Genomic DNA, 26,297 nt, shown 5'->3' with positions numbered 1-26,297 from the left:
GAGTATGCTGGCAGGTTATTTTGTAGCTTGCCAGCTTATTTCAAACTCATCGTCTAATGAGGTTGTTAGTATTTGCTTATAAGCCTTATTGATAGGTGAGACGATCAGTTTTCTTAATTCATCCCCCGTTTGTGTAAACTTATAATAGCTCAATACAAGGTCATTACTTTTTGCTTTTAAAATGAGTCGTTGATTCATAAAGCTTAGTGAGAGTTCTTGGCCAGCTTTCAATACTGCTGACTCTATTTCTTTACGATACAATAAGTTGATATCCATCAACGTTAAAATATCAGGAAAACTAACAGGGGTTTTACCCAAATTAAGGGAGACTTTGTTACCTTTTCTGAGTAAATCAAACAAGGATGGCTTTTTATAAAAGCCTAACAAAATTAGGTGACTGTTGTCTTTTTCGTTGTAGCCACATAGCGACGTGCTGCGTTGCAGTGCATCTGCTTCACGTTGTGTCATGTACTTCAGCGTTTGCAAACTCTTGATTGAAAATGTGCCAGGTGAGACGGTTTCACCAGCCAGTATTTTAGCCCATAGTTTTTGCATCGAGATGTTTGCGGTGTCTTCACATAAGCTAATAAATCGTTCTATCCAGTCAGAATCAGGCTGTTGTTGGCCTGTAACATCTGGGCAAAATGCCATCGCCATTGCCATGATGGTTTCAATATTCTCTTGGCGCTTAATAAATTGAATTTCTTGGCGTGTTTGCGCTCGTTGCAGTAAGCTGGCTTCTGCATTTATTTTATACGCTAACTGCTGCTGCCCTTGTGAAGAGTAGCTGTCATCGCTGGGACTGTTGATTTTGACAGTCGATGACTTATGAATGGGATAACCAAGCTGGTTTTCAATGATATTAGCAAGATTAACTCTTGCCTGAGCCGCTTTGACTGTCATCGGGAGCAATGGCCTTGTTGTTAGTAGCTAACTGCGCAGTGGTCTTAATATTATTGAGCGCCAGTTTAACCGTGTTGTTAAGAATATATTGGCTTAGCAAAGCGAGGTAGCCGCCAATAATAGGGGTATTTACTTCACCATGTAGGGTGCAGATAATCTCAACTTCACTGCCTTTACCAACATAGCTTATCGAACCTTGGGCGATATGTTCCTGATTAAACAAAATATTGAAAGTCATTTTATCTGGACTTAACTGGGTGATTGTCATTTCACCTGAGCCAAACTTACTTTGCCAAAATTGATGAGCTCCAACGCCTTTACTTGGCTCAGCGACAGTAAACTTAATACTGGGATCAACTGCTTGCCATGGTTGCCAGCGTGGCCATTGTGTGAAATCGCTCACTAAGCTGGCTATTTCATCCGGCGCTGCTGTGACGTTAACCGACTTATTAACGGTGTATTTTTGTGACAGCATTAGGCCAATTACCAAGGCGATTAGCGCACTGATAAACAGCGATTTTAGGCATAAAATGAATAATTTAATGATCCCACCTCAGGCAATAATTTGATAGCTTTCATAACATTATACGTATCATAGACTATAATCTACACAGTATAAGTTATCACTAATGTATCATAGCCGAATAAGTGATAGAATTTTAAGCAACACTGTAAACCGGAATTGAGCCATCGTTACTGTTTTACGCTGATTTGTCTAAGGAATTATTAATGGCATCAGAATCTAACGACTTTTTGTTTAGTGACCAAGATGATGAGCCGCTATTGAGCGAAACAGTCTCAGAGTTTTGGGATGTCTTAATTGTTGACGATGATCCAGAAATACATTCAGTAACAAAATTGGCGCTCTCAGGCGTTGAGTTTTGGGATAAAGGTCTGCGTTTTCATCATGCGTATTCCGGAGCAGAAGCACTTTCTGTGCTTAAAGATAATCATTCAATTTCCGTTGTATTACTGGATGTAGTTATGGAATCTGATGATGCGGGCTTGCAAGTTGTGAAGCAAGTTAGAGAGTCCCTCAATAATCATAATGTGCGCATTATTTTGCGCACGGGTCAACCAGGCTACGCACCAGAAGAAAAAGTAATTCGTGAATACGACATAAACGACTATAAAACAAAAACAGAGCTTACCCGCAGTAAGCTTATTACTGCGCTCGTGACGGCGATTCGTTCTTATGAGCAGGTCTGTCAGCTAGAGTTTCAAAGTCGAGCACTCAATAACATCCTCTATGCCTCAAAAGCTATTTTAGGTTTCACAGATATCAAAGCGTTTACCATGGCGGTAATAAAGCAGCTTTCATTTATTTTAGAGTGTGAGCCACAAGGGTTGCTATGCGGATCATTAGACGATGATAACCAAGTCTGTGTGCTTGGTGGTTGTGTCGAATACAACGAGTTTATTGGCCAAGGTGTTGAGCAGTTAGACAATGGGCGTATCATTTTACAGGTGAAAAACTGTTTAGAGCAGGGCACACATCAACACACTGAAATTGATAGCACTTACCTACTAAAAAGTAAAAATCGCCAAGCCGCTATATACTTAGAGACCGCACATATCCCGAGTGAGTCGCAGTTACAATTTGCAGAAATATTTCTCACCAATGTGAGTGTGGGACTTGATAATGTGCGTTTGTTTAACCGTTTACGTGATGCGGCTTATAAAGATACGTTAACCGGCCTTTCTAATCGCAATGATTTTATGAACAAGGTTGAGCGTTTTTATCATCCTGGTAAAAATGATAATGTTTTTTTACTGATCGACGTTGCGCAGTTTTCAGATATTAACAATGGGTTAGGCCAAGAAATTGGCAATTTAATACTCGTTGCTATCGTTGACAGGTTACGTCAAGAGTACCCTCAAGCTGAGTTGATATCGCGAATTGGTGCCGATGTATTTGGCTTATTACTGCCAAAAGAGCAATGTGACATTGAGATGTTATGTGAGCATTTAAGCTTGCCATTCAATGCGGGTGAGCACATTTTGCCGATCAATTTTAAAATTGGTATGTGCTGCCAAGGGGATTTCAAGCCATCAGGTATCGAAACCCTAAAGCTCGGTTATATTGCATTAAACCAAGCAAAAAAACAGTCGATGGAAGCTGTTATTACTTATACGCCTGACATGGAAGAGCAAATGGCATGGCGGTTAGGCATTATCAGACAGCTTCGCCAAGATTTTGAACAGCGTAAACTCGAAGTGTGGTTTCAGCCACAACTCGATTTGAAAACATTAGACATCATAGGATGTGAAGCTTTATTGCGATGGCCCTCAGGTAATGGCCAGTACATTTCACCCGCCATATTTGTGCCGATGGCTGAAGATTCGGGTTTAATTGTCGAAATAGGTCAATGGGTATTAGAGCAAGCATGCATGCAGCAAAAGCGTTTGGAGCAACTCGGTTTTGCAATTAGCATTGCAGTTAATGTCTCGGTGCCGCAATTTAAAGTGAAAGGTTATGCGCAGCGTGTAAAAGACACCTTAATTAATTACCAAGTTGAACCAAAGTTTATTGAGCTTGAAGTAACCGAGAGCGTTGTAATGGACGAACTTAGTAATGTTATTACGACGTTGCAGGAGCTTAAAGACTTTGGGATCGAAATTGCTATCGATGACTTCGGTACGGGCTTCTCATCATTAAGTTATTTACAACGCTTACCACTCGATCGACTAAAAATAGACAGGGCATTTATCAAAGACCTTCCCGGTGAAGATTGTGAAGCCATTGCAGCGTTAATTATTTCTTTAGGCGCAAGATTAGGGTTGAAAACGATTGCTGAAGGAGTTGAAACACAAGCCCAAGCAGACTATTTGAGTGAACTTGGTTGCGATGAAGTGCAAGGCTTTATGTACGCTAAACCTATGCCAGAGAAAGAGTTAATTACGTATTTACAAGCTAAGCACTAATTGGCTTTGATAAAACTCAACGATTTAAAAGCGCCCTTCCATTTGAAGGGCGTTTTGTTTTCTATAATAATCCTTAAGAGTGGGGTATAATTCGCCCCTTTTTGGTAGCAGAGTACATTTTATGAGCGCATTAAAAGCCGAGCGTGGCCTGTTTTCTTACCCTAAGTATTGGGCCGAATGCTATGGCACAGCGCCATTTTTACCAACCACCCGAGCAGAGATGGATGCGCTAGGCTGGGACAGCTGTGATGTTATTATTGTCAGTGGTGATGCCTATGTAGACCACCCAAGCTTTGGAATGGCTGTTATCGGGCGCATGCTTGAGTCACAAGGTTTTCGCGTTGGTATTATTGCCCAGCCAGATTGGAATTCTAAAGATGCTTTTATGACACTTGGAAAACCAAACCTCTTTTTTGGGGTGACTGCGGGCAATATGGACTCAATGATCAATCGTTATACTGCCGAAAAACGTATGCGTCATGACGATGCTTACACACCTGGTAATGTTGGGGGAAAGCGTCCTGACCGTGCAGTTGTTGTTTATAGTCAGCGTTGTCGTGAAGCGTATAAAGATGTGCCATTAGTGATTGGTGGTATTGAAGCGAGTTTACGCCGTATTGCGCATTATGATTACTGGCAAGAAAAAGTGCGCCGAAGCATATTGTTCGACGCCAAAGCTGATATTTTGATCTACGGTAATGCTGAGCGTCCATTGGTCGAGGTTGCTCATCGTATTGCAGCCGGTGAGAGTGTCGATTCAATTCAAGACATTCGTGGTACCGCGGTTATTCGTAAAGAGCCATTACCAGGGTGGCGCGGCAGTGATTCAACAGCCATCGATAAAATTGGCAAAATTGACCCGATCCCTAATCCGTATGGTGCGGATGATGTTGGCTGCAGTAAATCTGAATTTAAACAAGCCGGTATTGATTTAAGTGCTGAGGCGGCAAAGCCGATAACAATTCAGCCTGCGCGTCCTAAGCCTTGGGAAAAAACCTATGTTAAGTTGCCAGCTTATGAGCAAGTAAGTGTAAACAAGCCTTTGTATGCGCATGCATCACGTATTTTACACCAAGAAACAAATCCCGGATGTGCACGTGCATTATTTCAGCGCCATGGCGATCGTTCTATTTGGGTTAATCCGCCGGCTTTTCCGCTTGAAACAGAAGAGATGGATGGCGTTTTTGGTTTGCCATATCAACGTATTCCACATCCAAGTTATGGTGATGAAAAAATTCCTGCTTACGAGATGATCAAAACGTCCGTGAATATCATGCGAGGCTGTTTTGGTGGGTGTTCATTTTGTTCGATTACTGAACATGAAGGACGTATTATCCAAAGTCGCTCAGAGCAATCTATCATTGACGAAATTGAACAAATTCGTGACAAGGTGCCAGGGTTTACAGGGGTTATCTCTGACTTAGGCGGCCCAACAGCGAACATGTATAAATTACGTTGTAAGAGTAAAAAAGCAGAAAGTACATGCCGTCGTTTATCGTGTGTTTACCCTGATATTTGTAAACATATGGACACCGACCACACGCCGACGATTGAGTTATATAAAAAAGCACGTGATGTAAAAGGGATTAAAAAGATCTTAATTGCATCGGGTGTGCGTTACGATTTAGCCGTTGAAGACCCTCGCTATGTTAAAGAGCTGGTCACTCACCATGTTGGTGGTTACTTGAAAATCGCACCGGAACACACCGAAGATGGCCCGTTATCGAAAATGATGAAGCCAGGTATGGGCGCTTACGACAAGTTTAAAGAGTTGTTTGATAAATACTCGAAAGAGGCAGGTAAAAAGCAGTATTTGATCCCGTATTTCATCTCAGCTCACCCAGGCACCAAAGATGAAGACATGGTGAATATGGCGCTGTGGTTAAAATCGAATGACTTTAAGCTTGATCAAGTTCAGAACTTTTATCCTTCACCCATGGCGAATGCGACGACAATCTATCATACCGAGATGAACTCGTTGCGTAATATTAAAAATAACACGGAGCAAGTACCTGTTCCAAAAGGGGCACGTCAGCGTCGTCTGCATAAGGCAATTTTGCGTTACCATGATCCGGCAGGTTGGCCGATGATCCGTGAAGCTCTTAAAAAAATGGGTAAAGCGAATCTCATTGGTAAAGGCCCTCATTGTTTAGTTCCTGAGGAAGGGCGCAATGAAAAGGCCGCTAAAGGGAAAGGGCGCACAGGCCGAGCTGCACTAACCCGCCACACAGGTTTTAGCCAATTTAAGAAGGCGAACACCAAACCGCGTGTTGGTAAAAATAAGCAACGAGCAACATAGATTATACAAAGCAAAACGGCCCACAAGGGCCGTTTTTAGTTTAAATAAGTAACCAAGTCGCAGTGCCTAAAAAGGCAAAAATACCCACTATATCTGTCACCGTCGTAAGCACTACGCTGCCTGCTAATGCAGGGTCAATTTTCATTCTCTTTAAAATAAGCGGAATACTGGCTCCTGCAATACCGGCTGCCACTAAGTTCATGAACATAGCAAAGGCAAGCACCGCACCGAGTTTAAAGTCCCACTGCCACAGCGCGACAACACCCGCAATTAAAATAGACCAAATTACCCCGTTTAGCGCGCCGATAGCGAGCTCTTTGAGTAATAAAAAGCGTTGGTTAGTTTGGTTTATATGGCCAACAGCAATACCACGAATAACAAGTGTAAGCGTTTGGCTGCCTGCTACGCCTCCCATTGAGGGAACAATACCATTTAGTACAGCAAGAATAGGTAAGATAGCTAATGTATTCTCGAAAAAACTAGCGACTATTGCAGCGAGTAAAGCAGTTAATAAGTTGACTCCTAGCCAAATAGAGCGGCGCTGCGAGCTTTTCAATACGGGAGCAAAAGTATCTTCTTCATCATCAAGACCCGCTAAGCTTAATAAGCTATGTTCGGCATCTTCACGGATAACGTCAACGATATCATCGATGGTAATACGCCCTAGTAAGTGCGCGTTATCATCTACAACGGGGGCTGAAATCCAGTTATGGCGTTCGAATAATTGTGCCACGTCGCTTTCATCCATCGATATTAAGATAGATTCACAGTCTTCATCCATCAGGTCGCGAACCACTTTATCTGAGGGATTGGTCAACAACGTCGTTAAAGATAATGCCCCTAAAAAGCAATTATGTTTATCAACGACGTATAAATCATCGGTGCCTTCAGGTAAATCGCCGCGTAAACGCAGATAGCGTAAAACAACATCTAGTGTGACGTCTGGGCGAATGGTTACCGTATCGCTGTTCATCAAGGCACCAGCTGAGCGCTCTTGATAAGACAGGGCTTGGGTGGCTCTTTCTCTATCTTGCGAGTCCATGGCGCCGACAACGTCTTGGTAGACTGTATCAGGTAGGCTACGAAGAACCTCACCTAAATCATCGTCGTCCATGTCTTCGGTTGCGGCAGCAATGTGCTCAGGTTCCATTTGGGCAATAATGCCTAAACGTACATCTTCTGAGAGCTCTTCTAATACGTCACCACGCACATCAGGGTCTACCAGCTGCCAAAGCATACGGCGAATTTTATGCGGAGATGATTCTAAAAGGAGTGCGGTATCACACGGTGCTGTTTTTGCTAACATGCCGCGCACTTGAACAAATTGACCACTATTGAGTGACTTGGTCACCTGTTTTAGTTGTTGTAGCGGGTAATCTTGTTCAAAGGCTTCTGGCATTGGCGTCCTTACAACTGAAAAAATAGCTTAAAATCTGACTCAGCAAATACAGCATAGTTGCTAAATTTAGTATTTGCAGGGATATCGCCGCACTGAGATAAATTTACTAAGAAAAATGTATTTTAGAGAAGCGAGCGATATAAAAGTAGGATATTTAACAGGAATTTTAAATACCCAATGCAAGTTTAACGTAAACAGTCAAGGCTTAGCAAATGCTATTCTTGTTCATGAAAGCGTTGTGCAATTAATTCGCCTATTGCATTGAGTGCTGCGTCAGCATCGGGGCCTTCACACACCACACGGACTTCTTTGCCTTGGCTGCTCTCGAGTAACATTAAGGCTAATACACTATCGCCTTCGGCTTCTTTATCGTCTTGGTAAAGGGTTATTTTAGCATCGAATTGCAGTGCAAGTTGTGCTAAAACCGTGGCTGCTCGTGCATGTAAACCTAGCTTATTTTGGATTAAAAAAGTGTCTTCAGCATGCATCGTCGTTGCCTATTGGGTATCTTGCTCGCGGTGGCGTATTTTCACGTTTGCGTGACTTTTCGAAAAGCTCTCACCAATGGTTTGCGCTAAGTAAACTGAGCGATGTTGTCCACCTGTGCAGCCAATCGCAATGGTTAAATAACTGCGATTATTTCGCTCTAGGTGAGGGAGCCATGTTTGTACAAAGGTTTGAATTTGCCATGTAAACTTTTGCACTATGCTGTGACTAGCAAGGTAATCTTTTACTGGTTGGTCTAAGCCTGTCAGTGGTTTTAGATCCGGTTCCCAGTGTGGATTCGGTAAAAAGCGAGCATCAAATACGTAATCAGCTTCTTTTGGAATACCGTGCTTAAAGCCAAACGACATAAAAGTAATAATGAGCTTTTTGTCTTTTTTACCCAGTATTTTTTCGCGAATAGATTCGGCAAGCTGATGCACGCTGAGATCGGTCGTATCAATCATAAAATCGGCACGGGTGATCAAAACATCCAGTAATCCTTTTTCTTGTTTAATCGCTAAATCAAGCGGCAGCGAGTCAATCGATAATGGGTGTAAGCGGCGTGTTTCAGAGAATCGTTTGATCAGTGTTTGATCATCACTATCTAAATAAAACAACGTAGGTTTTGCAAAGCCCGGTAAATACTCAAGAATATCGTTAAATTCTTGCTGTTCTTTCGGCAGGTTACGCACATCGATACTTACAGCAATTTTGTCGTAATTATCTGACACACTGCGTACTAACGAAGGAAGCAGGTTTACAGGAATATTATCAACGCAGTAATAGCCTAAGTCTTCAAGTACTCGTAAAGCGACTGATTTACCTGAACCAGAGCGACCGCTGATAATAATTAATTCCATTTATGCCTCTGATGCAATGACTTTAAACAGATCACTATCTGTTTTAGCACTGCGTAGCTGTTTACAAAATTCTTTGTCTTTAAGTCTATCAGCAATTGTTGATAAGGTCTTTAGATGAAGCTGACAGTCACCATCTGGTACGATGAGTGCGACAAAAATATCCACTGGACGATTATCAATTGCATCAAAATTTATAGGTGACTCACTCACAATTACAAATGCGTGTGGCTGATCTGCACCGCTCATACGACCATGTGGAATCGCAATACCTCGGCCAATACCCGTGCTGCCCAATTTTTCTCTGTTCAATAGGGCATTGAGTATATCTTGCTGAGATAAATGAGGGAGCTGCTCATGAGCCAGTTCGCTGATAAATTCGAGAATTCTTTTTTTGCTATTAAAAAGGACCGCAGCTTTGCTGCAGTCCTGGTTAGTAAGTGAACTAAGTTTCATAATTTAGTGTCGAGCTAATTTCTCTTTGTGTTTAATTACTTGACGATCAAGTTTATCGATTAACGAGTCGATGGCTGCATACATATCTTGGTGTTCAGTAGAGGCAAATAACTCGCCTCCGTTTACATGTAAAGTTGCTTCTGCTTTTTGGCTTAGTTTTTCTACATCTAGAATGACATGAACATTATTAATGTGGTCAAAATGCCTTTCTAGTTTCGCAAACTTGGTGTTTACATAGTCTCTTAATGAATCTGTGATTTCTACATGACGACCAGTTAAATTTAGTTGCATAAGCATTTTCCTTCTATGTAAAACGTCTAAATCAGACTCTTACGCTGATTCGACGGAGGTATTGCTAGAGACTCTCGATATTTTGCTATTGTCCGTCTAGCTACTTTAATTCCTTGCTCAGCCAATATATCTGCAATTTTGCTATCACTCAATGGTTTAGCTGTGTTTTCTGCGGCGATTAGCTTTTTGATTAAAGCGCGAATTGCCGTAGATGAACACTCACCCCCATTTTCAGTGCTTACATGGCTGGAGAAGAAATATTTCAACTCAAAAATTCCCCGCGGGGTATGCATGTATTTTTGTGTTGTTACTCGCGAAATTGTTGATTCATGCATTTCGACCATTTCTGCGACATCATTTAATACCATGGGTTTCATGGCCTCAGGACCATGTTCAAAGAAAGCCTGTTGTTGTTGAACAATACAGTTAGTCACTTTTAATAACGTGTCATTACGGCTTTCTAAGCTTTTAATAAACCATTTTGCTTCTTGTAAATGAGAGCGAATAAATTGGCTATCACTGCTTGATTTTACAGAACGTGACATCGCCGCATAGTGGCTATTCACTCTGATTTTCGGCATGCAGTCTGGGTTTAGTTCAACTACCCAACGGCCTTTTATTTTTTTTACGGATACATCGGGTATCACGTATTCAGACTCTTCTCTAACAATTGTATCCGCAGGCTTTGGATTTAAGCTGTGGATCAATGTCATGACTTCTTTCAGCTCACTTTCTTTAAGCTTAGTCTTTTTCATCAAAGTGCGATAGTCACGACTCGCTAATAATTCAATATGTTCTGATAACACCATTTTAGTTTCAGCTAAATAGGGGGTGTCAGCATCGAATTGGCGTAATTGAATACACAAACATTCTTGTAAACTACGGGCGCCAATACCGACAGGATCGAATAATTGGATTCTTTTTAAGACAGCTTCGACTTCATCAAGTTCGATTTCTTCTTCATCGTTATTTTGATTGAAGCTTTCAACAATGTCTTCGCAGCTTACGGTTAAAATACCCGAATCATCAATTGCCTCAACAATCGCAACGGCAATCGCTTCGTCTGTTGGGCTGAATGGAGTTAGTTGTAACTGCCACATTAGGTATTCGTGGAGAGTTTCGGTTGATGCGCCTTGGTAAATTGATTCATCTTCAGGCATTGGACCTGAGGAACTTGATGGGGCAGCACTCATGTACTCATCCCACGTAACATCCATTGCTAAGTCGTCACTTACGGTGTCTTTGTTGAGGGCATCACTGCTTTCTTGCTCGTACTCGCTCGCAGCTTCGTCAGCCGACGCGCTTAGTTGGGTATCGTCAGATTCGGCTTTTTGCTCGTTCTTGCCAATACTCTCTTCTGCATAATCTGCTTCTTCAACTTCAAGCAAAGGGTTAGAGTCTAACGCTTCTTGAATTTCTTGCTGGAGATCCAATGTACTGAGCTGCAACAAACGGATAGCCTGTTGCAGTTGTGGAGTCATTGTAAGTTGCTGGCCCATGCGCAGCTGTAATGATTGCCTCATGTATCCCTAACAATCCTTTTTAGTCTTATCAAACAATAGCACGATGCCGTTAACTATTTATTTGATTTATTGTCATTGTTATAAGTCTAGCAGATGCTCTAGTCGGTGGCGTATTTAAAGCCTGAATTGCTCGCCTAGATACACATCGCGTACAGTTTGGTCGGCTAACACATGTTCAGGTGTACCTGATGCAATTAGCTCCCCATGAGAAACAATGTAGGCTTTTTCACAAACATCAAGGGTTTCTCTCACATTGTGGTCAGTAATTAATACACCAATACCACGATTTTTTAAGTGCTCAATAATTTTCTTTATATCTAACACTGAAATAGGATCAACACCAGCAAAAGGCTCATCGAGCAAAATAAATTTAGGGTCAGCGGCCAGTGCGCGTGCTATTTCAACACGACGGCGTTCACCCCCTGACAATGCCATACCTTGGCTGTCACGAATGTGTTGAATGCTAAATTCATCAAGTAAGCTGTTAAGTGTTTCTTCGCGGCCTTGTTTATTGAGATCTTTACGGGTCTCTAAAATGGCCATTAAGTTTTGATAAACAGTCAGTTTTCTAAAAATCGATGATTCTTGTGGCAAATAGCCAATACCTAAGCGAGCGCGGCTGTGCATTGGCAATAAGGTGATGTCGTTATCATCAATGCTTATTTTACCTTTGTCACTGGGCACTAATCCCACAATCATGTAAAAGGTGGTTGTTTTACCTGCGCCATTTGGCCCAAGTAAACCGACAATGCTGCCAGCTTCTACCTCAAGGCCTACATTTTTTACAACTTGGCGACCCTTATAGCTTTTAGCTAATAGCTCTGCTTTTAGTGTGCTCATGGCTGGCCTTCATCGTTCTTTTTGTTATCAACAGGCACTAAAATAGTGTGTACACGATCGGTCGAGTTTTCATCTTTCTCGGCACTTATCAGTTGCTGTTCCATATCGTATGTAATGCTCTTGGCACTGACTTTTTGGCCTGCTTGAGTCACTTGTGCATTGCCAACGAGTGTTAATAAGCGTTTAGCAACATCGTAACGAACTTCTTCAGCACTGGCGCTCATAATAGTGCCGTCAGCTTGTTTTTCTTCAAAGTAAGCGGGCTTTCCTGTGGCAATAATTAATTCAACCGTGCCTTCAACTTCACCTGCATGTGCTTCGAGTCGATCCGCTGTAATACGACGGTTACCATGTATGATCTCGACATTATCTTCGAAGATACCAATGCCATTTTTTAGCTGACCTTCTTGGCGATCAGAGCTAATGCTGATTGGTGTGCCAGCCTGCTCAGCAGCTGCGCCAGAAAACGCAATCAATAAGCTTGGGATCAGGAGTAATTTCTTAAGTTTATTGGTCATAGTATATGGTTCGTGTATGGTTAGTTAACTCAACAATTTCGGCTTTTAAATCGGCTTTTAAACCTTTACCGGTAATTTTTAAATTCGGTCCTGTCAGCGTGACAGGTTGCTTAGAAAACATGGTCATTTTGTCAATGTCGATGTTAATGTTCTCAGCTTTAATATCTTCGATCATGCCATTATGGGTAAGGTTTTTAGCAACTACATCCCCTTCGAATACAAGCTGATCGTTTTCATATAACGTGGCTTCTTTGGCTTTTACTTGCCAAACTTGCTGATCACCGTAAATGGTGAAAATGGGTTGCTCAAAAAAGGTGAACCCGAGCTGTTGATACAGCTCCATTTTAGCAGCGGCCACTTTATGACTGATTTTACCTTGATCATCATAGGCTGTTTGCTTTAATGCGATTGCGGTATAATCAGGTGTAGCGATAATCTCGTCTTCACTGAGCACTGTGTTTGTCGGTTGATTAAAGTACGGATACCATAACCAAACCATGCTACAAACAAAAACAACACTTAGTAAAATACGGGCTATATTCATGCGCTCGTTCCATCGCTAGTTAGCGGTTTGCCATTTTCTAGCATTAATAAATCAGTTAGTTCACGCACAGCTCCAAAGCCACCAGGTAACAGGGTGGTGTAATGAGCCAGTTTTTTGATTAATGGATGAGCATCATTAACAGCAACGGCAAATCCGACTTTTTCCATAACCGGTAAGTCTGGACCATCGTCACCAATATAGGCAATTTGCTCATCTGTTAAGCTAAGTTTATCTTTTAACTCTTGATAAGCAATGAGCTTATTCTCTTGGCCCTGATAAATATGTTGTACCGTAAGGCTAGTCATTCGCTGCTGAACTATTTGTGAATGGCGTCCCGTGATAACGGCCACCTGAAAACCACTATTGATAAGGGCTTTAATGCCGAATCCATCTTTTGTATTGAAAGCTTTAAGCTCTTCGCCTTGATTGCCTAAATAAATACGGCCATCTGAAAAAACACCATCAATATCACAAATAAGCAGTTTTATTTTTTGAGCACGTTGACTCACGTCTGTGCTTACTGGTTGGTAAAGCTCAGCAAATGTCATGCTTAAAGTACTCCTGCTTTTAAAAGGTCTTGCATGTTAAGCGCGCCAATGGGGGTGTTGCTTTTGTCGATTACAATCAAACCATTAATACGTTTACTTTCCATAATATTAAGCGCTTCTGCGGCCAGCATATCAGCGTGTGCAGTTGTGCATGAGCGAGTCATTACTTGGCTAATTGCGGTGCTGTGAATATCAACCCGTTGCTCTAAAATACGACGTAAATCACCATCAGTAAAAAGTCCCGATAGTGTGTTGTCATCACCAACAATTGCAGTCATACCGAGGCCTTTAGCCGACATTTCAATTAATGCATCTTTGATACTTTGCGATTCATTAACAATGGGAGTGGCCTCACCGGCGTGCATAACATCACTAAGACAAAGCAATAAACGTTTTCCTAAGCTTCCGCCTGGGTGAGAAAGTGCAAAATCGTCTGCTGTAAAACCTCTTGCCTCAAGCAGTGCTACAGCCATTGCATCGCCCATGACTAGCGTTGCCGTTGTGCTGGCTGTTGGCGCAAGGCCCAGTGGGCACGCTTCTTTGCTTACTTTAATACACACATGTACGTCAGAAAGCGTGGCCATTGTTGAGTCTGGGTTACCTGTTAGCGAAATCATTTTTGCGCCAATGCGCTTAATGACAGGAATAATACTGACAACTTCGCTCGTTTCCCCTGAATTTGAAATGCACATAACCACGTCATCACGGGTAATCATACCAAGGTCACCGTGGCTTGCTTCACCTGGGTGAACAAAAAATGCAGGTGTTCCTGTGCTGGCGAGTGTGGCAGCAATTTTATTACCTACGTGGCCTGACTTGCCCATGCCAATAACGATAATTCGCCCAGTACATTGGAACATTAATTGACAGGCATTATTGAAATGCTGGTCAATGTATTGATCAATTTCTTTTAATGCTTGCGCTTCAATTTCGAGTACGCGCTTGCCTTGCGCGATAAAGCTATGTTGCGTCATTGATTATCCTATTTGGCTGAAAATATAGCCTTGATATGCAATAAATGCGACTAACAAAAAGCCACCTTCAATTCTATTGATACGACGTGCACCTTTTAAGTTCAATGACATGGCAATTAACACAATGGTGGCCGCTATCATAATAAGTGCATCGCGGTTAGCGGCTGATGGGTCGATAACCGATGGATTAATAATACCTGCCAGTGGCAGTACAGCCAGCAAATTAAAAATATTTGAGCCAATAATGTTGCCCAGTGCTAAATCGTCTTCATTTTTTAAGACACCTGCAATACAGGCAGCAAGCTCAGGTAAACTGGTACCAATAGCAATAATTGTTAAACCAATAACCAGATCAGAAAGACCAAAATATTTGGCAATATCAACCGCCGAACCCACTAGAAAGTGTGAGCTAATTGGTAGCAAAATCATGCCGACCACAAGCCATAATACTGCCGAACGCGTGCTGACATTATCGGGCACATCTTCACAGGCTTCACTAACAAAAGGGTCATCTTGATTTTTTGCTCGCAATGAAATGATCACTAATCCGGCAATAAATACGGCAAAAGCAAGTATTAAAGCAATCCCTTCGGCGAATGAAAAATAGTTGTCTGAAAATACATACCACGCGCCAATCGATACGATTAACACAAGTGGCATTTCGCGTTTTAGCGTCATTGAAGAAACAGACAGAGGACGTAATAGGGCCGTGACTCCCAGTACAAGCAGAATGTTGGTAATATTAGAGCCAATAGCGTTTCCGACAGCGGTATCTGTTTTGTTTGCAAGTGCTGCAGATGCCGACACCATCATTTCAGGTGCTGATGACCCCATAGCCACAACCGTTAAACCGATAATTAGGGTGGGGATCCCCATATTTTTTGCCAGCGCGGCTGCCCCATAAACAAAACGATCGGCACTCCAAACGAGTGCTGCAAAACCAATAATTAAAATGACAAAAGAAGTCACCATTGTGATACGCCAATATTACTTAAACAGATGACTGCAAATAGTAACAAAACCGAACCTGAAAGTATAAGTAAAAGAATGAGCTGGCAATGATTAAGGGCGGTGTTGTTACAATCTTAATTTAAGCGGGGGTTAAGCCATACGTTATTAGTCTTAGATTCATTTGATAGTAAATATTACAAAATTTTACGATTTGTTTTTTCCATCTTGACTAAAAAACCCTTAAAATGGCAGAACTAGTGAAAAAAGTTATGGAGAGCGACTTGTCGCAATCAATAGTAGAAATCAAGGATGTAACCTTTTCACGGGGCGATAGAATCATATATAAAAATATGAGTTTTAACATTCCGAAAGGCAAAATAACCGCTATCATGGGACCCAGCGGCATTGGTAAAACCACCATGTTGCGTTTAATTGGCGGTCAACTTAAGCCTGATTCTGGTGACATTTTATTTGAGGGCAACAGTATTCCAAGCATGTCGCGCAAGGAGCTTTACGCTGCCCGAACCAAAATGAGTATGCTGTTTCAAAGCGGCGCTTTATTTACCGATATGTCTGTATTTGACAATATCGCTTTTCCTTTGCGTGAACATACTCAACTTAGTGAAGATCTTATTCGCCTTGTCGTGCTCATGAAATTACAAGCGGTTGGTTTGCGTGGTGCGCAAGACTTAATGCCTTCAGAGTTATCTGGAGGAATGGCACGCCGTGCGGCGTTAGCGCGCTCTATTGCGCTTGACCCCGAACTTATCATGTATGATGAGCCATTCGCTGGCCAAGACCCAATTTCAATGGGGGTGTTGGTTAAATTAATAAAGTCATTAAACCAAGTGTTAGGTTTATCTTCATTAATTGTGACGCACGATGTGACAGAGGTACTCAGTATTGCTGATCATGTCATTATTATTGCTGATCAAGGCGTGATTGGTGAAGGCTCGCCTGAGCAAATGCTAAATCATCAATCAGAGCTTGTTCAGCAGTTCTTAAAAGGGTTGTCGGATGGTCCTGTCCCATTTCATTATCCTGCTCCTGCGTATGAAGAAGAGTTGTTAGGGGTACACCATGCTTGATCTATTACAGAGGTTAGGTCACAAAACGCTAGGGCGTTTTGCTGCGCTTGGTCGCTCTACGCAAATGCTGTTTGGCGCTTTGGTGAGTGTGCCAAACGTTAAAAAAGGCACGCCATTACTGATCCGCCAGTTGTATATGGTCGGGTCACAGTCATTACTCATTATCATGGTATCTGGCTTATTTATCGGTATGGTGCTCGCTCTGCAGGGCTTCACCGTATTAGTTGGCTATGGCGCCGAAGACAGTTTAGGTCCTTTAGTGGCGCTGAGTTTGCTTCGTGAGTTAGGGCCTGTTGTCACCGCTTTGTTATTTGCAGGTCGAGCAGGCAGTGCGCTGACCGCTGAAATTGGTTTAATGAAAGCCACAGAACAATTATCAAGCTTAGAAATGATGGCGATAGACCCACTGAAACGCATTATTGCACCGCGTTTTTGGGCGGGTTTTATAAGCATGCCATTGTTGGCTCTTATTTTTTCTGCCGTCGCTATTATTGGGGCGCATTTAGTGGGGGTTGATTGGCTAGGTGTTGACTCAGGTAGTTTCTGGTCGATTATGCAATCACAAGTGTCATTTCAAGAAGACATTGTAAATGGCATGATTAAAAGTTTTGTTTTTGCCATGATTGTGACGTGGATTGCGCTTTACAAAGGCTATGACTGTATTCCTACTTCTGAGGGGATCAGCAAAGCGACAACAGAAACCGTTGTGCACTCGTCACTGGCAGTTTTAGGTTTTGACTTTATTTTAACAGCGGTAATGTTTACCAGCTAATTAGGGTATAAAGATGAATTCACGGAAATTAGAAATTTTAGTTGGCTTTTTTGTAGCCCTTGGTATTGCTGCGTTTGCTTTATTAGCATTTAAAGTGGCTAACGCTGGCATTAGTGGTAACGGTGAAACTTACCAACTGAATGCAAAGTTTGAAAATATTGGCTCTTTAAAAGCCCGTGCCCCAATTAAAGTCGGGGGCGTGGTGATTGGACGTGTTGAGTCTATTTCAATTCACCCAAAAGAGTTTGTGCCAGTGGTTAATATGGCCATTGACGCCAATTATTTATGTAAGTTTTCAGACACAACGTCTATCTCTATCTTAACATCAGGGATTTTGGGTGAGCAGTATTTGGGGATTAATCCTGTTATTGCACCGCAATCTGCTGAACAACGTTGTATGGGTGAAAATGTGACTGTGGATGAGCAAGATGCAGGATTGGATGATTTGTTCGGTGTTGAAAGTAGAGCGCTCGCCGATGGTGACTTTATTACCGATACAAAATCAGCGTTAGTATTAGAAGAGTTGATTGGTCAGTTCTTATTCAACCAGGGTGGTGAATAATTATGTTTAAGAAATTTTTAATCTGTTTGGCTGTGGTATTTGCGTTTAATACACAGGCCGCTGAACCCGCGGTTGATTTAAAAGACCCTTATAAAATGGTGCGTAAAGTGTCTGATAACACTTTTGCAAGAATCACCAACGATCAACCACTAATAGAGAAAGACAAAGAGTATCTTCGTACCATTGTTGAAGAAGAGTTAATGCCCTACATTGATTACAAATACGCGGCATTGCGTGTATTAGGTAATCATGTCTCAAAAGTGCGTGCGATTGAAGATAAAGAAGAAAAAGCCAAAGCGATTAAAGAGCTTCAGCGCTTTATCGATGTATTTCAAAAATATTTGATCGCCACATACGCCGGTGTGTTTACTCAGTACACCAATCAAAGTGTCGAGTTTGCACCTGCGCAGCCGTTTAAAGGCCAAGATGTTGTCGTTGTAAAAACGAAGATTGTTGAACCAGGTAAACCTGATATTAAAATCGATTTTAAAGTACGCGAAGACAGAGATGGAAATTGGCGTGCATACGATATGATTGCTGAAGGCATCAGTTTACTTGATGCTAAGCAAAGCGAAATGCAAGGTATCCTTCGCCAGCAAGGTATTGAGTATGTGAGTGACTTACTTGAGCAAAAGAGCCAGCTACCTGTTCAGTTTAGAGGCGAAGGTGGTGATGAGTAAAATATCGATTACTCAGCTTGAAGATAACCAGTTTCGAGTCAGTGGTGAACTGACTCGAAATTCAATCGGCCATGAACGCCTTCTTAACGCTAAGCCAGAATCTAAGCATAAAACATGGTATTTTGACCTTTCTGATGTATCGAGGGTTGACACAGCGGGCTTAGCTTGGTTAATTCACTCTTTCGCAGAATTAAAGCAGCAAGGTATTCGCCTTGAACTGCAAAATACACCTGAGCAATTGCAAAAGTTAATGCAGTTGGGGCAGGTCACAAACTTATTTGAGTGAGATTTATGGAAACAAGCCAAGTCGAAACGTTATTACGCGACGAACTAAAATTAGATGAAGTCATTGTTAAAGCAAATGGTAGCCACTACGAAGTGATTGCAGTGGGTGAGTGTTTTGACGGTTTGACTCGCGTTAAAAAACAGCAATTGGTGTATGCCCCGTTAATGTCAACTATCTCAGACGGTACAATTCATGCGGTGTCAATTAAAGCATTCACACCCACTGAATGGAAACGCGAACAAAAATTCATTTTACCTCAATAGTCGTAGGCTCCACTTATGGATCAATTCGTTATTCAAGGTGGTACCTCACTGGCAGGTGAAGTTACTATCTCTGGCGCTAAAAATGCCGCTCTTCCAATTCTTTTTGCTGCGCTTTTAGGGCAGGGTAAAAGTACTTTTAGCAATGTGCCTCGTTTACGCGATATTGGTACCACAGAGGCTTTATTAAAGACCTTAGGTGCTAATGTTGAATGGCAACAAGATACGCTGGTTATCGACGGTGCAACCGTTAATAAAACACTCGCTCCGTATGAGTTAGTAAAGCAAATGCGTGCGTCAGTGCTTGCACTTGGCCCGCTTGTGGCACGTTTTGGTGAAGCACAAGTATCGCTGCCTGGCGGCTGTGCGATAGGTGCACGTCCTGTTGATATCCATATCCAAGGCCTTGAGCGTATGGGGGCGGTTATCAAAGTAGAAAACGGCTACATTAACGCCAAAGTAGACGGTCGTTTGAAAGGCGCTGAAATTTTCATGGAAATGGTAAGTGTAGGGGCCACAGAAAATTTATTGATGGCAGCGACACTGGCTGATGGCAAAACGGTGCTTGAGAATGCAGCACGTGAGCCTGAAATCATGGACCTTGCTAACTGTTTAATTGCCATGGGGGCAAAGATAACCGGAGCCGGTACGAGCCGAATTGAAGTTGAAGGTGTCGAATCACTGTCAGGCTGCGAGTACAGTATTTTACCTGACCGTATCGAAACGGGCACTTTTTTGGTTGCTGCTGCGATGGCCGGTGGTGAAGTGCTTTGTAAAAACACCGATCACCATAGCCTTGACCCTGTTATTGAGAAACTGCGTGCGACAAATGCATTCGTAGAAGTAACCGATAACAGTATTTACTTAGATATGCGTGGCCGTGAATTAAAAGCGGTGAATATTAAGACCATGCCACATCCTGGCTTCCCAACAGACATGCAAGCACAATTTACCGCGCTTAATGTTGTGGCGAAGGGCAGTGCAACAATTACCGAAACGATATTTGAAAATCGTTTTATGCATGTCCCTGAGTTACAGCGTATGGGAGCCAATATCCGCTTAGAGGGCAACACGGCGATTTGTGGTGATACCGAAAGGTTATCGGGTGCACAAGTGATGGCAACGGATTTACGTGCGTCAGCCAGTCTTATACTGACGGGGATTGTGGCACAAGGTGAAACAATCGTTGATAGAATCTATCACGTTGACCGTGGTTATCAACGCATAGAAGATAAGCTCAGTGCATTGGGTGCTAATATTAAGCGTCGTTCGAGTTAAGAACAGCACTGCTTGTTTAAAAAAGGCCTATATTATATAGGCCTTTTTTATTGCTATAACTTGGTTTCGAGTTCTGCGACGGTGACCATTATTTTTAGAATCTTGCCATCACGGTACAGCTCAAATTCAATTTCTTTACCCGGCTCTGTATTGCCTATTTTCTCAAGCACTTGCTGTGGGTTTGCAACCGATAATCCGGCAATTTTAATGACAATATCTTGCTCTTTTATACCCGCTTGCCATGCAGGACCAAGGGGATCTAGGTTATTTATACGCATACCCGTTACTGGAGTGTAGCTGTCGCTTACATCTTTTCCGGTGCTGTCCACAGCGGTTCCAGTAAAGCCTAGATAACCACGGACGACACGGCCATGTTTAATTAGCTTTTCCATAATATCTTTTGCAAGAGAGTAGGGAACAGCAAAGAAGATACCTTGAATATCTAAGTTTTCACGGGTTTTAAATTGCGCTGATGTGATACCCACAAGGTCGCCTCGTGAGTTAACTAATGCTCCCCCTGAGTTCCCCACATTTATGGCCGCATCCATTTGTAATAGGTTATTGTAGGGGCTGTCGGTGATCTTTTGTTTGCCGGTGGCGCTAATAATCCCTTGGGTAATTGTTTGACCTAAATTGAGTGGGTTACCAATTGCGAGCACAACATCGCCTACTCGGGGCTTGAAGTTATCGTTGACGGGGATCACAGGTAAATGATCAGAATTTATTTTTAGGAGGGCTAAATCAGTTATGGTATCAAAACCAATTAGTTGAACGTCGTAAAAGCGACGGCCATCGGTTAAGATCACAATAATTTGGTCCGCATTATTGATCACATGGTAATTGGTTAATATGTAGCCATCTTGTGACATAATCACGCCAGATCCTAACTCTTGAATCGTGTTTTGACGTTTGTATCGCGGTTGGTTTGAAATGCTCTCAGAAAAGATGGTCACCACCGAAGGAGCGGCTCTTTGCACAGCGCTAGAAAAGCTCATATGCTCAGACGACATCGCGGCTGGTAAGTTTACATTAGGAAAAAGTGCGCTGCGTAAACTGGGGCTAAATAACACCACCAAAAAAGCAATCCCTAATCCGGTAAAAAGTGGCGGAAGAATAAATTTAAATAGTTTTAGCACAATATTCTTATTATCAGTGAGCAATCTCCTAATGATGGCACAAAAAAAATAACAGCGGCAAGCACCGCTGTTATTTTTTCATGATTTATCAATTAAGTTTACTGGATCAGAACAAAAACAAGCTCTCTGCCGCGTTTCACACCGAGTACGATGTTACCTTGCGTGTTTTCGATAATTTTATTCATGTCACGAATATTCTCAACACGTTGGCGGTTCACTTGCATGATCACGTCACCTTCTTCTAAGCCCACACGTGCGGCAGGTGAACGTGCTTCTACTGAGGCAACTTCAACACCTTTCCCATCGCTCTTTTGCGTGTTTTCAAGCGTTGCGCCTTGGAATGCAGGGTGTGTTTCTTCACCTGCTGAAACAGAAGTCGCGGCGCCATCAAGTGTGACATTTACTATTTTCACTTTGCCATCACGATAGATACCGAGCTTCACTTTTTTGCCTTCACCTAGGGTCGCAATTTTACTGCGTAGTTCGTGGAAGCCACTGATCTCAGTACCATCAACACTAATAATAACATCTCCGGCTTTTATGCCCGCTTTACTCGCTGCGGTGTCATCCATTACCTGCATGACATAGGCACCTTGCTTAACATCAAGCTTTTGCGCTTTTGCAAGCCCTGCATCCAACGGACGGCCTGAAATACCGAGTGAGCCGCGGCGTACTTCACCGTGTTCAATAATTTGATCAACAAGGTTTTTCATCATTGTTGATGGAATGGCAAAGCCAATTCCCACGTTACCGCCAGAGGCACCTAAAATTGCGGTGTTAATACCGATTAACTCGCCGTTTAGATTAACAAGCGCGCCTCCCGAGTTACCTTGGTTAATCGCAGCATCGGTTTGGATGAAATCTTCATAGCCCTCTATATTTAGACCACTGCGGCCAAGGGCACTTACGATCCCAGAGGTTACAGTGTGGCTTAAACCAAACGGGTTACCAATCGCGACAGCAAAATCACCGACGCGAAGCTTATCTGAATCTGCAATTTTTAAAGCGGTTAAATCCTCAGCATCGATTTGTAACAAGGCAATATCAGACTCTTTGTCACTGCCAATTTTTGTTGCTTCATACTCACGGCCATCTTCAAGCGTGACCACCATTTTTTCGGCATCTTCAACAACGTGATTATTGGTCACTACATAACCTTCATCGGCATCTATAATCACGCCAGAACCAAGACCACTAAATTGACGCTTTTGACTGCCCCCACGCGGCACACCAAAAAAGTCATCGAAAGGGGTTGCTCTACGGCGGACTTCTTTAGACCCTGATACTTGAATACTCACGACGCCTGGGGTGATCTGTTCAAGCATTGGTGCGAGCGTTGGCAGTTGTTGACCATTGACAGCCACCGGAAGTTTGGCCATTGAAATTGCAGGGGTTAACAATAAGCTAGTAGATAAAATAGCAGCACTAATAACAGATAATTTCATTTTCATAGTCTGGGTTTACTCCACTTCAGAGATAAAGCAAAAACTAAAAAGGGCTGCATAAGCAGCCCTTTTCTTCGTTTAGATATAAAGCTGTTATATCTAAAGACTATGGGGTCAAAAAAAAGTTCATCAAGAGGCTTTAGAATGTTCTGAAACTTTATTTGAACCAGCAAATAGACCTGTTTCACCTACTACATAGTCGGCAGGCTGCGCTTCTGCGTTTGAGCGATCGCTTTGGCGGTCTTGTAATGAATGTTGTAATTGCTCCGTGGTTTCTTTTGAAAAGAACGGCTCATTAGGGTGCTGCTTTTTATCTGTTAGGAGTAACTTATTTGTTTCTTCAACATGATTGAGCAATTGATCGTAGTTGTCTTTCATTTTTGAAACCAGTTTGCCAGTGCTCGCAAGGTGATCGGCAACGTCTTGACGATATTGTTCAAGTGCATTGTTGGCTTGTTCTACTTGATGCTCTAGCTCGTCTTGTTTAAATTGCTTTTTGGTTACAAATGCACCAATAAAGAATGCTGCGATTGCAACGATGATTAAAATACCTACCCAGGTAATTGTGCCCATAAATCCACCCCTTTGGGAAAAATAACTAAAACTTATGCCTTAAAAGCATTTATAGTCCAATCTTTATTAAAATATGCTTAATTTGATTGTGAAATCATACTGCGGGCTAATATACCCTGAGATACGATGCGTGTTAATATACTGTGCAAATTTAACTGTGTTTTATTGTAACGACCTATGACTCCTTGGCAGAAATACCAACAAGATTTACAACGTGAAGACTTCGTACATGATGCAGCGCAAGAAAATGCGGTTCGTCATTTGCAAAGACTCTATGATGACTTAACTGCTGACAAGCCAGCCGCCAAGGGATGGTTTGCCAAGCTCTTTTCTAAAGATAGCACGCCAGCTATAAAAGGGCTTTATTTTTGGGGCGGTGTTGGTAGAGGTAAGACCTATTTGGTTGATACATTTTACGAAGCATTGCCTACTGAGCGTAAAATGCGTGTGCACTTTCACCGGTTTATGCACCGTGTACATGATGAGCTTAAAAAGTTAAAAAACACCAGTAATCCACTGAACGTCGTTGCTGATATCTTTAAGTCGGAGACAGATATTATTTGTTTCGATGAGTTTTTTGTACAAGATATCACGGATGCAATGTTGCTAGGCGGCCTGATGGAAGCCTTGTTCGAGCGCGGTATTGTGCTTGTGGCAACGTCGAATATTGTTCCGGATGAGCTATATAGAAATGGCTTGCAGCGTGCGCGTTTCTTACCAGCAATTGAATTAGTAAAAGCAAATACTGAAATAGTAAATGTTGATTCAGGGGTTGATTACCGTTTACGGACCTTAGAGCAGGCCGAAATTTTTCATAGTCCGCTCGATGCGCAAGCAGACGCAAACTTATTTGAATACTTTGATAAGCTTTCACCTGAGCCCGGCATTTTAGATACCGCTATTGAAATAGAAGGGCGCATGATAAAAACCCGTAAAGTGTCTGATTGTATCGTGATGTTTGACTTTAGCGAGTTGTGTGAAACAGCCCGTAGTCAGGTCGACTATATGGAGATCAGCCGTTTATACAACACCGTCATACTCTCGAATGTAAAAGCATTAGGACAAGCAAATGACGATGCCGCACGTCGTTTTATTGCATTGGTTGATGAGTTTTACGAGCGCAATGTGACGCTTATTATTTCTGCAGAAAAACCGATCACTGAACTTTACAGTGAAGGTAACTTAAACTTTGAATTTAAGCGCTGTATTAGCCGATTACAAGAAATGCAGTCGCTCGAATATTTAGCGCGAGAGCATTTAGCATAGTCATTGTTGAGTTGTTTTTTGTGAGTTTTCAGAAATTAGCCACTTGAGATGACGCTTTCTTTATAAGTTGATAAAAAAGCCAGTGCTCACATTAAGTGCGTAAATATTCATTCTGATTTCTTAGAATAAAAAACAACCATCATCTAGCAATGTGGTTTAAGTGCTGGTATACTCCCGCGTCTGCCACGTTGCGTTCTATTGCCAGATATTAGTTTAGCCTCTAATTGATGGCGCAAAGTCTTAAACTCGAAGGGGTTAAAGCATTCAACTTAGAGCGGTAATTAAAAAATAATTACCTGTGGTTTTAAATTAAAAAACATTGGATTTTAATAAATGAAAACGTTTGTTGCTAAGCCAGAAACAGTAAAACGTGACTGGTACGTAGTTGACGCTGAAGGTAAAACTTTAGGTCGCATCGCTACTGAAATCGCTCGTCGCCTACGCGGTAAGCATAAAGCTGAGTACACTCCTCACGTAGATACTGGTGATTACATCATCGTTATCAACGCAGAGAAAGTTACTGTTACTGGTAATAAAGCAAAAGACAAAATGTACCACTCACATACTGGTTTCCCAGGTGGTCTTAAGTCTACTACTTTCGACAAGCTTCAAGCTGCAAAGCCTGAAATGATCATCGAAAAAGCTGTTAAAGGCATGTTGCCACGTGGTCCTTTAGGCCGCGCTATGTACCGTAAACTTAAAGTTTACGCGGGTACTGAGCACAACCATGCTGCACAACAGCCTCAGGTTCTAGACATTTAAGGAGCACTATCATGGCAAATCAATACTACGGTACAGGTCGTCGTAAAAGTTCAAGTGCTCGCGTATTCTTACGCCCAGGCACTGGTAACATCGTAATTAACAAGCGCTCTCTAGAAGAGTACTTCGGTCGTGAAACTGCTCGCATGGTTGTTCGTCAAGCATTAGAGCACGTTGAAATGACTGAAAAGTTTGACTTACACATCACTGTTTCAGGTGGTGGTACTACTGGTCAAGCTGGTGCTATCCGTCACGGTATCACTCGTGCACTTATGGAGTTTGACGAGTCATTACGTCCTACACTTCGTAAAGCAGGCTTCGTTACTCGTGATGCGCGTAAAGTTGAACGTAAGAAAGTGGGTCTTAAGAAAGCTCGTAAGCGTCCACAATTCTCAAAACGTTAATATTTACGTTTATCAGAATTTCAAAAACCCAGCTTCGGCTGGGTTTTTTGTTTTCAGCTATTTCTTCTAGGAATTAGACGTTAGAAATTAGAAGTTATACCATTCCGCATAAAGATTAAATCAACTTTATCCGTTCCCGATTACATATCTTCATCACTCGCTCCGGTATTGAAATAAAGTGATTCCATGCTTTTGAAACTTCATCAACAATTTCGTCATAGCCCGAAAACACTCTATTGGATAAACAGTGTTGTCGTATCCAGTTCCATACTTG

Annotated in this window: 29 protein-coding genes; 12 read left to right on the top strand and 17 right to left on the bottom strand. The window is 42.2% G+C overall.

Features of this window, described 5'->3' with window-relative positions:
• Nucleotides 1–15: 15 nt before the first annotated feature.
• Entirely contained in the window at nucleotides 16–903 is an 888-nt protein-coding gene (locus JIG41_RS21780) for a TIGR03899 family protein (protein ID WP_065978187.1), read from the bottom strand.
• Nucleotides 872–1,378 carry an SRPBCC family protein gene (locus tag JIG41_RS21775; RefSeq protein ID WP_065978186.1) on the bottom strand — a complete coding sequence of 169 codons (507 nt, stop codon included), beginning with the start codon at nucleotides 1,376–1,378 and terminating at the stop codon, nucleotides 872–874. The genes JIG41_RS21780 and JIG41_RS21775 overlap by 32 nt, the downstream gene beginning before the upstream one ends.
• Nucleotides 1,379–1,632: 254 nt before the next feature.
• Here JIG41_RS21775 and JIG41_RS21770 point away from each other — a divergent pair, with 254 nt between their 5' ends.
• Nucleotides 1,633–3,828 carry an EAL domain-containing protein gene (locus JIG41_RS21770; RefSeq protein ID WP_199525462.1) on the top strand — a complete coding sequence of 732 codons (2,196 nt, stop codon included), beginning with the start codon at nucleotides 1,633–1,635 and terminating at the stop codon, nucleotides 3,826–3,828.
• Between the two features lie 121 nt (nucleotides 3,829–3,949).
• Nucleotides 3,950–6,127: a YgiQ family radical SAM protein gene (locus JIG41_RS21765; protein ID WP_065978184.1), complete on the top strand. Its 2,178-nt coding sequence runs from the start codon at nucleotides 3,950–3,952 to the stop codon at nucleotides 6,125–6,127.
• Nucleotides 6,128–6,167: 40 nt separating this feature from the next.
• Here the strand turns inward: JIG41_RS21765 and mgtE are convergent, their stop codons facing one another.
• The 12 genes from mgtE to JIG41_RS21705 all read right to left on the bottom strand — a co-directional run bounded on the left by mgtE (nucleotide 6,168) and on the right by JIG41_RS21705 (nucleotide 15,535).
• Nucleotides 6,168–7,526, bottom strand: a complete 1,359-nt coding sequence (gene mgtE / locus JIG41_RS21760) for a magnesium transporter (protein ID WP_036971332.1) — start codon at nucleotides 7,524–7,526, stop codon at nucleotides 6,168–6,170.
• Nucleotides 7,527–7,741: 215 nt separating this feature from the next.
• A complete protein-coding gene (locus JIG41_RS21755; protein WP_036971331.1) occupies nucleotides 7,742–8,014 on the bottom strand; it encodes an HPr family phosphocarrier protein in 273 nt (90 codons plus the stop codon).
• 9 nt (nucleotides 8,015–8,023) lie between these two features.
• On the bottom strand, nucleotides 8,024–8,872 hold the full coding sequence (rapZ, locus tag JIG41_RS21750) for an RNase adapter RapZ (protein WP_199525461.1): 849 nt from the start codon (nucleotides 8,870–8,872) through the stop codon (nucleotides 8,024–8,026).
• Complete coding sequence (gene ptsN / locus JIG41_RS21745) at nucleotides 8,873–9,325, bottom strand: PTS IIA-like nitrogen regulatory protein PtsN (RefSeq protein WP_036971327.1); 453 nt, start codon at nucleotides 9,323–9,325, stop codon at nucleotides 8,873–8,875.
• A 3-nt stretch (nucleotides 9,326–9,328) separates the two neighbouring features.
• Nucleotides 9,329–9,616, bottom strand: a complete 288-nt coding sequence (gene hpf, locus JIG41_RS21740; RefSeq protein ID WP_036971325.1) for a ribosome hibernation promoting factor — start codon at nucleotides 9,614–9,616, stop codon at nucleotides 9,329–9,331.
• A gap of 26 nt (nucleotides 9,617–9,642) precedes the next feature.
• Complete coding sequence (locus JIG41_RS21735) at nucleotides 9,643–11,139, bottom strand: RNA polymerase factor sigma-54 (protein ID WP_036971323.1); 1,497 nt, start codon at nucleotides 11,137–11,139, stop codon at nucleotides 9,643–9,645.
• Between the two features lie 114 nt (nucleotides 11,140–11,253).
• Entirely contained in the window at nucleotides 11,254–11,979 is a 726-nt protein-coding gene (lptB, locus tag JIG41_RS21730) for an LPS export ABC transporter ATP-binding protein (protein ID WP_036971319.1), read from the bottom strand.
• Complete coding sequence (gene lptA / locus JIG41_RS21725; protein WP_036971315.1) at nucleotides 11,976–12,497, bottom strand: lipopolysaccharide transport periplasmic protein LptA; 522 nt, start codon at nucleotides 12,495–12,497, stop codon at nucleotides 11,976–11,978. The genes lptB and lptA overlap by 4 nt, the downstream gene beginning before the upstream one ends.
• Complete coding sequence (gene lptC, locus JIG41_RS21720) at nucleotides 12,487–13,041, bottom strand: LPS export ABC transporter periplasmic protein LptC (RefSeq protein WP_065978180.1); 555 nt, start codon at nucleotides 13,039–13,041, stop codon at nucleotides 12,487–12,489. The genes lptA and lptC overlap by 11 nt, the downstream gene beginning before the upstream one ends.
• Nucleotides 13,038–13,589 carry a 3-deoxy-manno-octulosonate-8-phosphatase KdsC gene (gene kdsC, locus JIG41_RS21715; RefSeq protein ID WP_036971309.1) on the bottom strand — a complete coding sequence of 184 codons (552 nt, stop codon included), beginning with the start codon at nucleotides 13,587–13,589 and terminating at the stop codon, nucleotides 13,038–13,040. Before kdsC ends, lptC begins: the two co-directional genes overlap by 4 nt.
• A 2-nt stretch (nucleotides 13,590–13,591) precedes the next feature.
• On the bottom strand, nucleotides 13,592–14,563 hold the full coding sequence (locus tag JIG41_RS21710) for a KpsF/GutQ family sugar-phosphate isomerase (RefSeq protein WP_199525460.1): 972 nt from the start codon (nucleotides 14,561–14,563) through the stop codon (nucleotides 13,592–13,594).
• Nucleotides 14,564–14,566: 3 nt separating this feature from the next.
• On the bottom strand, nucleotides 14,567–15,535 hold the full coding sequence (locus JIG41_RS21705; RefSeq protein ID WP_199525459.1) for a calcium/sodium antiporter: 969 nt from the start codon (nucleotides 15,533–15,535) through the stop codon (nucleotides 14,567–14,569).
• A 248-nt stretch (nucleotides 15,536–15,783) separates the two neighbouring features.
• Between JIG41_RS21705 and JIG41_RS21700 the strand changes: the two genes are divergently transcribed.
• From JIG41_RS21700 to murA, 7 genes are read left to right on the top strand one after another with little or no spacing between them, the layout of a single operon-like run.
• Nucleotides 15,784–16,602, top strand: coding sequence for an ATP-binding cassette domain-containing protein (locus JIG41_RS21700; protein WP_074989679.1), 819 nt, complete (start codon nucleotides 15,784–15,786; stop codon nucleotides 16,600–16,602).
• Complete coding sequence (mlaE, locus tag JIG41_RS21695; protein ID WP_065978179.1) at nucleotides 16,595–17,374, top strand: lipid asymmetry maintenance ABC transporter permease subunit MlaE; 780 nt, start codon at nucleotides 16,595–16,597, stop codon at nucleotides 17,372–17,374. The genes JIG41_RS21700 and mlaE overlap by 8 nt, the downstream gene beginning before the upstream one ends.
• A gap of 13 nt (nucleotides 17,375–17,387) precedes the next feature.
• Nucleotides 17,388–17,936: an outer membrane lipid asymmetry maintenance protein MlaD gene (gene mlaD, locus JIG41_RS21690; RefSeq protein WP_199525458.1), complete on the top strand. Its 549-nt coding sequence runs from the start codon at nucleotides 17,388–17,390 to the stop codon at nucleotides 17,934–17,936.
• A gap of 2 nt (nucleotides 17,937–17,938) precedes the next feature.
• On the top strand, nucleotides 17,939–18,616 hold the full coding sequence (locus JIG41_RS21685) for a phospholipid-binding protein MlaC (RefSeq protein WP_036971294.1): 678 nt from the start codon (nucleotides 17,939–17,941) through the stop codon (nucleotides 18,614–18,616).
• Nucleotides 18,609–18,902 (top strand): lipid asymmetry maintenance protein MlaB, encoded by a 294-nt coding sequence (locus tag JIG41_RS21680; protein ID WP_036971292.1) that lies wholly within the window; start codon nucleotides 18,609–18,611, stop codon nucleotides 18,900–18,902. Before JIG41_RS21685 ends, JIG41_RS21680 begins: the two co-directional genes overlap by 8 nt.
• 5 nt (nucleotides 18,903–18,907) lie before the next feature.
• Nucleotides 18,908–19,165 (top strand): BolA family protein, encoded by a 258-nt coding sequence (locus JIG41_RS21675; RefSeq protein WP_065978178.1) that lies wholly within the window; start codon nucleotides 18,908–18,910, stop codon nucleotides 19,163–19,165.
• Nucleotides 19,166–19,180: 15 nt separating this feature from the next.
• Nucleotides 19,181–20,440, top strand: a complete 1,260-nt coding sequence (gene murA, locus JIG41_RS21670) for a UDP-N-acetylglucosamine 1-carboxyvinyltransferase (protein ID WP_199525457.1) — start codon at nucleotides 19,181–19,183, stop codon at nucleotides 20,438–20,440.
• Between the two features lie 53 nt (nucleotides 20,441–20,493).
• On the opposite strand, the gene JIG41_RS21665 is transcribed toward murA, so the two are convergent.
• From JIG41_RS21665 to JIG41_RS21655, 3 genes are all read right to left on the bottom strand, one after another.
• Nucleotides 20,494–21,576 carry a trypsin-like peptidase domain-containing protein gene (locus tag JIG41_RS21665; RefSeq protein WP_036971284.1) on the bottom strand — a complete coding sequence of 361 codons (1,083 nt, stop codon included), beginning with the start codon at nucleotides 21,574–21,576 and terminating at the stop codon, nucleotides 20,494–20,496.
• A gap of 98 nt (nucleotides 21,577–21,674) precedes the next feature.
• Nucleotides 21,675–23,027 carry a Do family serine endopeptidase gene (locus JIG41_RS21660; protein ID WP_074989677.1) on the bottom strand — a complete coding sequence of 451 codons (1,353 nt, stop codon included), beginning with the start codon at nucleotides 23,025–23,027 and terminating at the stop codon, nucleotides 21,675–21,677.
• A gap of 123 nt (nucleotides 23,028–23,150) precedes the next feature.
• Nucleotides 23,151–23,594 (bottom strand): YhcB family protein, encoded by a 444-nt coding sequence (locus tag JIG41_RS21655; protein WP_036971279.1) that lies wholly within the window; start codon nucleotides 23,592–23,594, stop codon nucleotides 23,151–23,153.
• A 177-nt stretch (nucleotides 23,595–23,771) separates the two neighbouring features.
• On the opposite strand from JIG41_RS21655, the gene zapE reads away from it, so the two are divergent.
• The 3 genes from zapE (at nucleotide 23,772) to rpsI (ending at nucleotide 26,023) form a co-directional block, all read left to right on the top strand.
• Entirely contained in the window at nucleotides 23,772–24,860 is a 1,089-nt protein-coding gene (zapE, locus tag JIG41_RS21650) for a cell division protein ZapE (RefSeq protein ID WP_036971276.1), read from the top strand.
• Nucleotides 24,861–25,193: 333 nt separating this feature from the next.
• A complete protein-coding gene (rplM, locus tag JIG41_RS21645) occupies nucleotides 25,194–25,622 on the top strand; it encodes a 50S ribosomal protein L13 (protein WP_036971273.1) in 429 nt (142 codons plus the stop codon).
• An 8-nt stretch (nucleotides 25,623–25,630) separates the two neighbouring features.
• Entirely contained in the window at nucleotides 25,631–26,023 is a 393-nt protein-coding gene (gene rpsI, locus JIG41_RS21640; RefSeq protein WP_095209788.1) for a 30S ribosomal protein S9, read from the top strand.
• Nucleotides 26,024–26,297: the final 274 nt, after the last annotated feature.

The organism is Pseudoalteromonas sp. bablab_jr011 (genome assembly GCF_016464045.1).
Classification (GTDB): Bacteria; Pseudomonadota; Gammaproteobacteria; order Enterobacterales; family Alteromonadaceae; genus Pseudoalteromonas; species Pseudoalteromonas lipolytica.
The sequence above is the reverse complement of the archived record's forward strand: the minus strand, read 5'-3'. Positions and strand labels throughout refer to the sequence as shown.